This is a genomic window from Amycolatopsis circi (assembly GCF_003385235.1).
Lineage (GTDB): Bacteria > Actinomycetota > Actinomycetes > Mycobacteriales > Pseudonocardiaceae > Amycolatopsis > Amycolatopsis circi.
This window is the reverse complement of sequence record NZ_PQIA01000205.1, coordinates 1-12,022: the sequence shown is the minus strand read 5'-3', so window position 1 is coordinate 12,022 and position 12,022 is coordinate 1. Positions and strand designations below refer to the sequence as shown.

Below are 12,022 nucleotides of genomic sequence, written 5' to 3'. Positions count from 1 at the left end.
GCCCCCGCCATCGGGCGGCGAGCAGCAAGTCAGCAAAGACGTCGTCCTCGACTGCCCGTTCGGCGCCCCCGCCGGCTCCCAGCAAATCACCCTCACCGCCTCAGCCACGGTACCCGCGACGGTGCAGGTCGGCTCCGGACTGAAATTCCGGGCCCTGACCGCGTCTTTCGTGCTCCCCCATGCCGTCGCCGCCCAGCTTGTGCCGACCGCCTCGGACGGCATCCGCGGCGGCCTCACTCTTGATCTCACCGCACATCAAGGCGACAAGCACACCGCGATCCCCACGCCGTTCACCGTCGCCGCGACCCCGCTGCCGGAAACCGGCGACGTCAAGCTCACTGCGACCGCGGACCTGCCGGAGCAAGCAATCACCGTCCCCGGCAAGGTCAGTTTCGACGTCGGTGCCCCGACCCTCGCCTTGAAATCCGCTGCCGACGGCGCCGCCGAGGCGACCCCCGTCGCCTGCACTCTCCTCCCGGACCAGACGACCACGCTCGCGTCGATCCTCGCCACCCAGCCGCCCACGACCGCCCCGAGCCCGGACAAGCCGGCTCCTTCACCGCCGCCAGCGCCGCCCGCGGCCGAGCCCAACGCGGTCTCGCCGAAAGACGACGGCTTCCCGCTCGTCACCCCGCTCAACTACGTCCAGGTCACGGCGACCTCGTCGATCTATCGGCTGGGCGCCACCGTCACCAGCGGCCGGACCGCGATCCTCAACGGATCCTGGACCCTCATCCTCGACCCGCCCGACTACATCCCGCGCGACCCGAGCACGATCTCCGGCGTCGTCGGTTTCCGCCCCGTCACCGCGACCTTCCTGGGTTTCGGATTCGTGCCGGTGAGCGCCACCGTGGAGTTCTTGCCCGTCGACTACCGCAATTCCAAGCTGATCGACCTCACCGGCCAGCTCTGGGGCGGCGTCCGCCTGACCACCCATGTCCAGGTGATGGCGCGGATGAGCAATGCCCGAATCAACGGCGTGCCACTGGATCTCGGCCCGGACTGCGTCACCGCCAAACCCGTGTCCCTCAACCTGTCCGGCAAATACAACGCCACGACAGGCGGCGTCATCAGCACCGACCCGAATTCGCCGGACCCCGACTACCGCGGTTTCGCCCTGCCGCCGTTCGTCCACTGCGGCACCGCCGAACCGCTCAGCCCGCTGCTCACCGGCATGGCCTCCACCACGACGAACGTCAACCAGGCCAAGGTGGTCAACGTCAACTTCTCCGAATGCGCCTCGAACAAATACCCGGATCACACCAAGTGCAAGCCGATCCCCGACACGCCGCCTCCTGGCTGAAACTAACCACCGCACCGGCTGCCAAACGGTTGAGGTTTCCGGCAGCCTCCGAAGAGCGAACGTCACCAGTGGACCGGGCTTCGCTGCGTCACGTCAAGCCGTGGTCACCGCCCTCCCCGCGAACCCGGCCTACCCGTGGTCGGCAGCCTGGTGAAGTGCCCGACTTTTCTCCGAGAATGACGATCTCGTAAAGCGGCGAAGCGCCGTCGCGCGGGACCGGTGCCAGTCGACGTCGGCAACTCCCGCGACGCGAACGTTCGTCGGCATTCGTCACGCATGCCATCAACCTCCGTGCCGACCGCGGAGGATTCGCCACTCAGCGGCGACTGGGCGAGCCTTCGAGCGAAGTCGGCCGACGGGTAGCGGGCACCACGTTCGTCCCGGTGAGATGCGGCGGCCAAGGAAGTCCTGAACGTGGCTGGTCATCCGCGGCCGCGCGCAAGACGAGTTCCATTTCGAACCGCGCAGCAGGATCGCGCAGCAACTCGCCGAACGTCGCCTGCAGCTGTCGCATGCGATACCGCACCGTCTGCGGATGGACTTGCAGACGCTCGGCGATCTCGACCACGTTCCCCTGACTGTCGAGCCAGGCGCGCAGCGTCTCGAGCAGGCGCTCCTGCTGCTTGTCAGTCATCTCCCCCAACGGCGCGAACAGCCGGGTACGGAGGAGTTCGGTCAGCGCACCATCCGAATGCACCAGCAGAGCCGCGAGGTGTTCCTCCGCGCGGAGCACCCGCTCACCAGGGATTCGCCCCCTATCGGCGAGAACCAGTGTCCGACGCGCCCAGCGCAGGGAATCGGCGAGGCTGGCCAACGGCACACAAGGTCCAACGGACAGTCGGCAATTCGGCAGCGCTGCCTGGAGCGTCGCCAGCCGCGCACCATTGACGGCACCTGGCACGACGATGCACGGCTCGGCGGAGTCCAGTTCCGCCAGAACGTCCGAGTCCAACGTCGCGTGTCGGCGGGTTTTGCCGTTCAGTGGCGAATGGACGGCAATCGGCGACGCCTGTTCCGGCACGGCCCACCCGGTGAGCTGCGCCAGCTCCGCGATCGCCTTCGGCGGAGCGGCCGGCACCTCCAGCAAGACGCCGAGCAGCCGTCGCCGCCAGGTGTCCAATGCGCCAGCGGTGCGAGCTTTCGCCTCTAAGTAGCCATCCAGCGCGACAGATGCCAATTCGTCCATAAACGCCAACATGGCATCAGCCAGCTGCGACATCACCGCCGACGAAAGGCCAGCTCGCCGTCCGACGCGCATGATCCGGCGCCACGACACGCGCGCGCCCACCCGGTAGGCCGACTGCAGGGTGTCGAGGCTCCGCCCCTCCCGCATTTCGTTCTGCCCGAGCCGATGGTGCACCTCGTGCGACTGCTCCTTCGACGCCCGCGGGTCGGCGATCTGCGCGACGAACAGCGTGATCGCATACTCGACGCCCGCCCGGATCGACCTCCCGTACGGACCGTCGAGCGGCCGGGCGTAGGCCGGAATCGTCGCGCGGATTTCGTCGACGATCTCGGCGGACAGGCTCGCGAGTTCGGGTCTCAGGATCTCCGCGAGTTTGCGCGGCAGCGCAGCCGGCGGCACAGCGTGATCGAGTCCCCGCTCCACCGACATCGCAGCTCCTTCGCTCCGCCCCGGTTCCCCGACCGCGCCACGGCACCGCCGGAACCCCCGCATTCATTGCGGGGTGACACCCGACACATCGAAAAACCAACGCCAAACGTGTCACCAGTCCGGGAAGAAACCGATTTCTTGTCACGTTTGTGACAAGTTCACGAGGTCAGGGCGGCACATCGCGACAACACACCACCAGGCGCGCCACGCCGTGCGTACGAACGGGCCAATCCAGCTGCCTGCCTTCAGCGGCGACCCAGCGGACGCCGAAGCCGACCACAGAGCGTCATCCGGCAGAGCTGACCGCCCCCTTGTAGCATGTACTTGATACAAGAGGGAGGGGTCCACGATGCAACTCGACTCGGCGCTCGCCGTCGCCGGTATCGCCGGCTTGTTCGGCTTGATCATCCTCGTCGCGTTGTGGCCAGGCGAGAAGCAAGGCGCCCGGCTGCTCGTGAAGTGGGGCGTGCGGAACCCGACCGCCGACCAGGTGTCGGTGGCCGTGCGCTACCTGCGCCGTCGGCGATTCTGGTATCCGTGGCTGTTCCTCGGTCTCCCGCTCATCCCGGGCGCGGCGGATCTCGTCGGCGAACGGAACGCGAACTCGCTCGTGTTCGTGGTGCTGCTCGGCGGGCTCGCCGCCGAAATCCTCGCGCAGCGCCCCTCGCGGGAACCCCGCAGGGAAGCCGTGCTCGCACCGCGCGGCGTGCTCGATTTCGCTCCGTTGTGGACGGTCATCGTCTCCGGGCTGGCCACCGTCGCCGCCGTCGGGCATCTCGCCGTTTTGCGGCAATGGGGCCCGCTCGCGGTGACCGTCGGCGCGGCCGCGGTGTCGTGGATCATCGTGCTCCTCGCGGTGCGGCGTCCGGCCGCCGGCGACCCGGAAGTCGACCTGGCACTGCGCATTCGCAGCGCCCGCGTCGCTCTCGGGCTCGGCACCGGAACGGCTGCCACGCTCGGCTGGACGGTCGGGAGCACCACCACGCTCGCCGCGTTCTTGGCCACCGTCGTCGCGTTCCTCGCGATCGTCAGCCCGCCGCCGAAGCAGCGCGCGACAACCACGGCAACGCGATAGATGCCGCTGCGAGTAGTGGTCGACGCCGAAAGCGGGGTTCCGCCTTGGCGTCAGGTGCACGACCAAATCGTCCGCGCGATCACGACCGGCTCCCTTGCCCGGGACGCCCGTCTGCCGCCGATCCGTCAGCTGTCGAGGGACCTCGGGCTCGCCTCCGGGACCGTCGCCCGCGTGTACCGCGAGCTTGAGGCCGCCGGCTGGGTCACCACCGCACGAGCACGCGGAACCGTCGTGACCGGCCCGGCCGACCGGCCGGATCCGGGGACGCTGCTTCGCAACGCGGCCGCCGAATACGCCCGGCACAGCCGGGAACTCGGGGTCGCGCCGGACGAAGCCGTCGACGCCGTGCGCGTGGCATTGGCGAGCCTGGACGCATCGTCGCGGTGAATCCTGGCATTCGTCCGGCCGGCGCGGTTTTCGCCGTTCTGTGAACCGTCTTCCGCACGGTCTCGGGCACACCTCCTTCTTGCCCGTGCGTTCCCGCGGTCCACTCACCGGACGAGGCGCGGATCTTCCCGCCTCGACCCGGAGGTTCAGCCCTCCATCAGCACCCTCCCCACCGCGGCCAGCACGGGTTCCAGCGCGGCGACTTCCGTGCCGACGCATTCCGTGATGCCCGCACCGACGACGTCCATTCCGGAAAGCCCGTCGATTGCTTCGGCCAATTCGGCGATCGTGAGCCCGCCGGGCTCCGGATAATTCACTCCGGGGAACTCGTCGGGATCGAGAATGTCCAAATCCACATGCAGATAAACGCGGTCGGCACCCGCGGCGTTCAGCGCTCCGGCGACATCCTCGGAGCGCACAGCGAGGCCGCCGGCAATGGCTTCCTCCTCCGCGGAATCCAGCGAACGAGTGCCGAACAGAACCGCCCGGCCGCGTTCGAGCGCCGGGCTCGCGGCGAAATCCTTGTCGCCCTCGCCGAACAGCGACCGCAGCACCATGCCGTGATACGCGCCCGACGGTGAAGAATCCGCCGTGTTCAAGTCCGCGTGCGCGTCGAACCACGCGACGCCAAGCGTTGCGCCGTAACGGAAACGCGCGACGCCGACCGGGACCAGTTCAACGCCGCAGTCGCCGCCGATCGTGAGCACCGGGCCTTCCGGCGCTTCGAGCGCAGCGAGCTGCAACTGCCGGTTCGTGCCCGTGAGCACGGCCCGGTTGGCTATCCCGGTGACGACGTCGGACGTCGCTGCGTCCTGGCGTACGTGGTGCACCGGCTTGCCGAGCACGTGCCCGGCCAGTTCGGAAAGTGCGCGGCAGCCCTCGACCAGTCCCCTTGCCCTGGGACTGATCGCGCCCTGCCATTGCGGCACCGCGTTGATCAGCATGCTTCGACGCTAGCGCGAACACCCCGGAAAAGGCGAGCCGCAAATGGCGCGAGGGGTCCCCTCGCTCCGATTCGGAGCGAAGGGACCCCTCGTGCGGCAAAAAAGTGGCGCGAAAGCAGGCTATTCGAGCACGATGAGAAGGTCTCCGCCCTCTACCTGCTGAACGGAGGTGATTGCCAGCCGACCGACTTTGCCCGCCGCCGAAGCGGTGATCGACGCTTCCATCTTCATGGCCTCGATCGTCGCCACGGTCGCTCCAGCCGCCACCTCGTCGCCCTCGGCCACCTGCAGCGTCACCACGCCCGCGAACGGCGCGGCGATCTGCTTCGGGTTGCCCTTCTCGGCCTTCTCGGTGGCCGGGATGTCCGAAGCGATGGAACGGTCCCGGATCTGGATCGGCCGGAGCTGGCCGTTGAGCGTGGACATGACGGTCCGCACGCCGCGTTCGTCGGCCTCGCCGATGGCTTCCAGCTCGATGAGCAGCCGGACGCCGGGCTCAAGGTCCACCGAGTACTCCTCGCCCGGGCGCAGACCGTAGAAGAAGTCCTTGCTCGGGAGCACGCTGGTGTCGCCGTAGGCCTCGCGGTGCGCGAGGAATTCCTTGGTGGGCCCGGGGAACAGCAGCCGGTTCAACGCGCCGCGGCGGTTGTCGGCGAGTTCCTTGTGGTCCTCTTCGGACAGTTCGGCGACCGGTTTGGCCGCCGAACGGCCTTCGAGAGCCTTGGTGCGGAACGGTTCCGGCCAGCCGCCGGGCGGGTCGCCCAGTTCGCCGCGCAGGAAGCCGACGACCGAGTCGGGGATGTCGAATTTGTTCGGCTCCGCCTCGAAGTCCGCCGGGGAAACTCCGGCGCCGACGAGGTGCAGCGCGAGGTCGCCGACCACTTTGGACGAAGGCGTGACCTTCACGAGGTGACCGAGGATCTTGTCCGCCGCGGCGTACATGGCCTCGATGTCCTCGAACCGGTCGCCGAGGCCCAGCGCGATCGCCTGCGTGCGCAGGTTGGAGAGCTGGCCGCCGGGGATCTCGTGGTCGTAGACGCGCCCGGTAGGCGAAGCGAGACCAGCCTCGAACGGGGCGTAGATCTTGCGGACGCTCTCCCAGTACGGCTCCAGGTCGCCGATCGCGTGCAGGTCGAGGCCGGTGCTGCGGTCGGAGTGGTCGGTGGCCGCGACGATCGAGCCGAGCGAAGGCTGCGACGTGGTGCCCGCCATCGACGACACGGCACCGTCCACAGCGTCGGCACCGGCCTGGATGGCAGCCAGGTACGTGGCGAGCTGACCGCCGGCGGTGTCGTGCGTGTGGATGTGCACCGGAAGGTCGAATTCCTTGCGCAGCGCGGTCACCAGCCGAGCCGCGGCGGGCGCGCGGAGCAGGCCGGCCATGTCCTTGATCGCCAGGACGTGCGCCCCGGCTCCGACGATCTGCTCGGCGAGCTTGAGGTAGTAGTCGAGCGTGTAGAGCTTTTCGTTCGGGTCCGACAGATCGGAGGTGTAGCAGAGCGCGACCTCGGCGACCGCGGTGCCGGTGGCGCGGACGGCTTCGATAGCGGGCCGCATCTGCTCGACGTCGTTGAGCGCGTCGAAGATGCGGAAGATGTCGATGCCGGTCGCGGTGGCCTCCTCGACGAAGGCCGTGGTGACCTCGGTCGGGTAAGGCGTGTAGCCCACGGTGTTGCGGCCGCGCAGAAGCATCTGCAGGCAGATGTTCGGCACGGCCTTGCGCAGCTGCTCCAGCCGTTCCCACGGGTCCTCGGCGAGGAAGCGCAGCGCGACGTCGTAGGTCGCGCCGCCCCAGCACTCGAGGGACAGCAGCTGCGGCACAGTCGCGGCGACAACCGGGGCGACGGCGAGCAGGTCCTTCGTCCGGACACGCGTCGCGAGCAGCGACTGGTGCGCGTCGCGGAAGGTGGTGTCAGTGACTCCTAGCTGCGGCGTTTCCCGAAGCCAGCGCGCGAAGCCCTCCGGGCCGAGTTCGGTCAGCTTCTGCTTGGAGCCGTCCGGAGGGGTGAGATCCGCGGGCAGCTTCGGCAGCTTCGTCACGGCCTCGGGCGTGCGCGGACGCTCGCCGTTCGGACGGTTCACCGTCTGGTCGGCGAGGTAGGTGAGCAGGCGCGTGCCGCGGTCGGCGGAATGCCGGGCGGTCAGCAGATGCGGCCGTTCCTCGATGAACGACGTGGTGACGTTGCCCTCGCGGAAGTCCGGATCGTCCAGCACCGCCTGGAGGAACGGGATGTTCGTCGCCACTCCGCGGATACGGAATTCGGCGACCGCGCGGCGGGCCCGGCCGACCGCGGTGCGGAAATCGCGGCCGCGGCAGGTGAGTTTCACCAGCAGCGAGTCGAAGTGGGCGCTGATCTCGGTGCCGGAGAACGCGGTTCCGCCGTCGAGCCGGATGCCCGAACCACCCGGGGAACGGTAGGCGCTGATCATGCCGATATCGGGACGGAAACCGTTGGCCGGGTCCTCGGTCGTGATGCGGCACTGGAGCGCGGCGCCGCGCAGGTAGATCTTGTCCTGCGACAGGCCGAGGTCGTCGAGAGTTTCCCCGGAGGCGATCCGCAGCTGGGACTGCACGAGGTCGACGTCGGTGACCTCTTCGGTGACCGTGTGCTCGACCTGGATGCGCGGGTTCATCTCGATGAACACATGCTTGCCCTGGCGGTCCAGCAGGAATTCGACAGTGCCCGCGTTGCGGTAGCCGATCTGCCGCGCGAACTTCACGGCGTCGGCGCAGATGCGGTCGCGCAGTTCGGGGTCGAGGTTCGGCGCGGGGGCCAGCTCGACGACCTTCTGGTGGCGACGCTGGACGGAACAGTCGCGCTCGAAGAGGTGGATCACGTTGCCCTCGCCGTCGGCGAGGATCTGGACCTCGATGTGCCGCGGTTCGACCACGGCCTTCTCCAGGAACACGGTCGGGTCGCCGAACGCGGACTCGGCCTCGCGCGCGGCGGCCTCGATCGACTCGCGCAGCAAAGCCGGGTCCTCGACGCGGCGCATGCCGCGGCCGCCACCGCCGGCGACTGCCTTGACGAACAGCGGGAAGCCGAGTTCTTCGGCCGCCGCGACCAGTTCGTCGACGTCGCTGGACGGCTGCGACGAGCCGAGCACCGGGACGCCTGCCTCGCGCGCCGCCTTGACCGCGCGCGCCTTGTTGCCGGTCAGTTCGAGGATTTCGGCGCTCGGGCCGACGAAGGTGATCCCCGCTTCTTCGCAGGCCATGGCCAGGTCGGGGTTCTCCGACAGGAAGCCATAGCCCGGATAGACCGCGTCCGCGCCCGCCTTCTTGGCGGCCTTGACGATCTCCTCCACCGAGAGGTAGGCGCGGACCGGATGGCCCGGTTCGCCGATCTCGTAGGCCTCGTCGGCCTTCAGCCGGTGCAGCGAGTTGCGGTCTTCGTGCGGAAACACGGCGACTGTGCCCGCGCCCAGTTCGTAGCCTGCGCGGAACGCCCGGATCGCGATTTCGCCGCGATTGGCCACCAGCACTTTGCGGAACATGCCCGGTCCTTCCCTTTTCGGATCGGTATCGAAGGCACGTTACCCGGTTCGTCCCGCGGTGCGGGAGCCGTAGTCCAGGTGATGGACATCATGCGCGCCGACCTGCATGCATGATGCTGGCCGAGCCGTCGTCCCGCAACCGTCAGGGCGTTCCCGCAGGCAGTGTGCACAACAGCCGATTCGCAGTTCCGGAGGGCGCATTCTTGACCACGTTCTGCGTTGCGTCCTGCACAATTGCTTCGCCGACCGCATTGGGCGCGGCATCGGGGTGGGCGGACCGGTAGAGAGTCACCGCGCCGGCGGCCACCGCGGCTGCCATCGAGGTGCCGGACAAGGTCCCGACGTCGGCCGTGCCAGCGATCGGTGCGGGAATGTCGACGCCCGGCGCGTACAGGTCGAGCGACGTGCCGAAGTTCGAGAAGGGCGCGACCTGGTCCTGGACGTCAGTCGCACCCACGGTGATCGCGTCGGGCACTCGGGCGGGCGAGGTCTGGCTGGCGTCGGTGCTGCCCTCCCCCGCCGGAACCACGATCGGCATCACCGCGGAGACGCCCTTGACCGCGTTGTCGAGTTGCTCGTTCGGCACGCCGCCGATGCCCAGCACCGCGACTGCCGGCTGGTGTGCGTTCTGGGCGACCCAGTTCAGGCCGGCGATGATCGTGTCGGTCGCGCCGCCGCCGGCTTTGTCGAGCACTCGAACCGGGAAGATCTGTGCGCCTTTGGCGACGCCGTAGCTGTGTCCCGCAACGATTCCCGCGACCCGGGTGCCATGGCCGTTGGTGTCCGACGTGTCCGCGCCAGTGGTGAGGAAATCCTTGCCGGGCATGACCCGGCCCTGCAGATCCGGGTGTTTGGCGTCGACGCCGCTGTCGATCACGTAGACGGTGACGCCCGAGCCGTCCGAGTCGTAGTGGTACTTCTGATCAAGGCCGGTCCGCTGGTCGATCCGGTCGAGCGCCCAACTCGGCGGGTTGGCCTGCGTCCCGCTCGCCGCCAGCGCGGCCGGTTGCACCCCGGCGACCAGCAGGATTGTCAGTGTTGCCGAAAAAAGGCCACGCGCCGCTCGGTTCCGCATGCCTGCGGTCGTATCCCGGTCGCCACCGAGCGGCAACTCGACGTCACACGATGGGCTGGTCCCTGTCCAGCAACCGGCTTCCCGGACGCACTAGCAATTAGCCAGCGAGGTTGCCGATGACCGCACCCGTCGATGTTTCGCCGCTGCGTGGCGAACTACGGGGTGGTCGACAGGTTTCGCCGCTACCTGGCCAATCGCCGACGGCCGACGAGTCTCGCCATTACCTGGCCACCCGCTGACCGCGCCGACAGAGTTTCGCCACTGAACGGCCAATCCGTCGACCGGCCGACAGGTTTCGCCACTGAACGGCCAATCGGTGCCCGACCGACAGCTACTTCGCGGCCGGGACGTGCGCGCTCGTCGACATCGTCGGGAGATAGACCAGCGCGTCGAAGGCTTCCACGACGTCCACCTTCGTGAACATGTGCGCGTGCCTCATGCTCGACGGTCCGGTCAGGCCCTGCGCTCGGTCTCGCCGCAAATCGACCACGCACGGATCCTCGCCAGCCAGCGCCGCTTCGACGCTGCCGTCGACGGGTGGCTCCAGATGCTGCCCGTAGACCCGGAAGCCGAGACGCTCACTCTCGTCCGGTTCGAGGCCGGTGGTCGTGCCGGTGCCCGCGGTCAGGCCGAGGGCGAAGTAGTCGTCACCGAACTCCGCGGCGAGGTGCGTACCAGCGGAAGGGAACGTCATGGTCGGCAATGCGGCGAAAGGCACTCGCTGCAGGTGTCCGTTGTGGACCATCACTACGATCTTCTCGCCGTCGCCGTACAGCTGGCGAAGCAGCTTCACGGTCGAGGCCATGTACGTGTCGCGAGACGACCCCTGGAGCGACGGTGCTGTTCCCGCCATCATCGCGCTCAACTCGCGCAGGTACGTGTCGACACGGAGCGCGCCGACTGCGTGGTGTTCGGCGATTGCGTACCGGGTCGGCTCGCTCCGTTGCCGATAAACTGGCGACAGGGAACGAAGGTGCGCTACGAGAGTCGTCAACGCAGCCGTCGCCGCGTCCCGGTCCTCGGCGGCCATTGCCGCATAACGGCCAGGCGCGACCGCGTTGCTGACCGCCGAGTATGGCTCGGATGCGGTGATCGCGGCGTCGACCAGCGGAAGCACCTCCGGATCGACTTCCGCCACGAAGCTGCGGACAATCCGCAACGCTGGTTGCGGCGAACCAGCCGAGCTGGGCAGGTCGAGGCCGGAGAAGCGGACGCCGCCGTGGCTGCGCATCCAGGTCAGCACGTCGTGCACCTCGACCGACTCGCCGAGCGAGAAGGTGAATCCTTCTCGCCCGACGTCGGTGACGGTGCCGGAACCACCGCTCAGCCACTGTTGCACCAGGTCGCCCTCGGCGAATCCCGATTCGAAGCCGAGCACCGTGAACCCGTGGTCCTCGACGAGCCGGCGGAGCAACCGGGCGCGGAGTTCGCCGAACTCGCGGATGTGGTGGTTGTTCTCGCCGATCGCGACGATGCGCGCGCCGCCGATCAGGTCGGTGATCGAGGCGACGTCGCCGTTCAGCGGCGAACGGGTGCTCAGCGGTGTCATACTGGGAGACACTAATGCAACAGGAGTAGCGATTGGCAACCGAGTTATCCGGGACCAGCCGGCCGGGCGGGCGCACGGAACGCACGCGCGTCGCCGTTTTGCGGGCAACGCTCGACCTGCTGGCGGAGGTCGGGTTCACCGAGCTGACGGTCGAGGCCGTCGCCGAACGGTCGGGCGTGCACAAGACGACGGTTTACCGGCGATGGGAATCGCGCGAAGGGTTGGTCGCGGCCGCGCTGCGGTTCAGCACGGAGGAACCGTGGAGTCCGGCGGACACCGGTTCGCTTGTCGCCGATTTGCGGCAAATGGCCTTGGACGTGGTGCACGCGTTGACCACTCCGGGGCAACGCGAGCTGCCGACGGCCGCGGTGCTGGCGGCGTTCCACTCGGAACGGGCGGCCGAGGCGTTGCGCGAGTTCTACCAGGACCGGCATGCCCGGGCGGCGGTGATCGTGGAGCGGGCGGTGGCGCGTGGAGAGGTGCCGGCCGACACCGATCCGGACGAGGTGACCCGGACGGTGTGCGGGCCGGTGTTCTACCGGCTGTTCGTGTCGCGGGAGCCGGTGTCGGAGGAGA

Annotated in this window: 9 protein-coding genes; 4 read left to right on the top strand and 5 right to left on the bottom strand. The window is 68.5% G+C overall.

What is annotated here, in order from left to right:
- Nucleotides 1-1,303 (top strand): DUF6801 domain-containing protein (locus tag D0D37_RS43775; protein ID WP_116206457.1); only part of this gene is annotated, 1,303 nt, incomplete at its 5' end.
- A 316-nt stretch (nucleotides 1,304-1,619) separates the two neighbouring features.
- Here D0D37_RS43775 and D0D37_RS43770 read toward each other — a convergent pair.
- Nucleotides 1,620-2,918 carry a PucR family transcriptional regulator gene (locus D0D37_RS43770; RefSeq protein WP_116206456.1) on the bottom strand — a complete coding sequence of 433 codons (1,299 nt, stop codon included), beginning with the start codon at nucleotides 2,916-2,918 and terminating at the stop codon, nucleotides 1,620-1,622.
- Between the two features lie 349 nt (nucleotides 2,919-3,267).
- On the opposite strand from D0D37_RS43770, the gene D0D37_RS43765 reads away from it, so the two are divergent.
- Both D0D37_RS43765 and D0D37_RS43760 read left to right on the top strand, forming a co-directional pair.
- A complete protein-coding gene (locus D0D37_RS43765; protein ID WP_116206455.1) occupies nucleotides 3,268-3,993 on the top strand; it encodes a hypothetical protein in 726 nt (241 codons plus the stop codon).
- On the top strand, nucleotides 3,994-4,380 hold the full coding sequence (locus D0D37_RS43760; RefSeq protein ID WP_116206454.1) for a GntR family transcriptional regulator: 387 nt from the start codon (nucleotides 3,994-3,996) through the stop codon (nucleotides 4,378-4,380).
- A gap of 146 nt (nucleotides 4,381-4,526) precedes the next feature.
- On the opposite strand, the gene D0D37_RS43755 is transcribed toward D0D37_RS43760, so the two are convergent.
- The 4 genes from D0D37_RS43755 to D0D37_RS43740 all read right to left on the bottom strand — a co-directional run bounded on the left by D0D37_RS43755 (nucleotide 4,527) and on the right by D0D37_RS43740 (nucleotide 11,446).
- Complete coding sequence (locus D0D37_RS43755) at nucleotides 4,527-5,324, bottom strand: arginase family protein (RefSeq protein WP_116206453.1); 798 nt, start codon at nucleotides 5,322-5,324, stop codon at nucleotides 4,527-4,529.
- A gap of 120 nt (nucleotides 5,325-5,444) precedes the next feature.
- Nucleotides 5,445-8,822, bottom strand: a complete 3,378-nt coding sequence (locus tag D0D37_RS43750) for a pyruvate carboxylase (RefSeq protein ID WP_116206452.1) — start codon at nucleotides 8,820-8,822, stop codon at nucleotides 5,445-5,447.
- A gap of 142 nt (nucleotides 8,823-8,964) precedes the next feature.
- Nucleotides 8,965-9,897 (bottom strand): S8 family peptidase, encoded by a 933-nt coding sequence (locus tag D0D37_RS43745; RefSeq protein ID WP_116206451.1) that lies wholly within the window; start codon nucleotides 9,895-9,897, stop codon nucleotides 8,965-8,967.
- Nucleotides 9,898-10,228: 331 nt separating this feature from the next.
- Entirely contained in the window at nucleotides 10,229-11,446 is a 1,218-nt protein-coding gene (locus D0D37_RS43740) for an erythromycin esterase family protein (protein ID WP_116206450.1), read from the bottom strand.
- Between the two features lie 32 nt (nucleotides 11,447-11,478).
- On the opposite strand from D0D37_RS43740, the gene D0D37_RS43735 reads away from it, so the two are divergent.
- A partial coding sequence (locus D0D37_RS43735; protein ID WP_162834773.1) for a TetR/AcrR family transcriptional regulator occupies nucleotides 11,479-12,022 on the top strand: 544 nt, incomplete at its 3' end.

Bases quoted from the DNA above. Each gene is read 5' to 3' on its own strand.
- D0D37_RS43770 (WP_116206456.1), bottom strand. From the start codon at position 2,918: ATGTCGGTGGAGCGGGGACTCGATCACGCTGTGCCGCCGGCTGCGCTG.
- D0D37_RS43765 (WP_116206455.1), top strand. From the start codon at position 3,268: ATGCAACTCGACTCGGCGCTCGCCGTCGCCGGTATCGCCGGCTTGTTC.
- D0D37_RS43760 (WP_116206454.1), top strand. From the start codon at position 3,994: ATGCCGCTGCGAGTAGTGGTCGACGCCGAAAGCGGGGTTCCGCCTTGG.
- D0D37_RS43755 (WP_116206453.1), bottom strand. From the start codon at position 5,324: ATGCTGATCAACGCGGTGCCGCAATGGCAGGGCGCGATCAGTCCCAGG.
- D0D37_RS43750 (WP_116206452.1), bottom strand. From the start codon at position 8,822: ATGTTCCGCAAAGTGCTGGTGGCCAATCGCGGCGAAATCGCGATCCGG.
- D0D37_RS43745 (WP_116206451.1), bottom strand. From the start codon at position 9,897: ATGCGGAACCGAGCGGCGCGTGGCCTTTTTTCGGCAACACTGACAATC.
- D0D37_RS43740 (WP_116206450.1), bottom strand. From the start codon at position 11,446: ATGACACCGCTGAGCACCCGTTCGCCGCTGAACGGCGACGTCGCCTCG.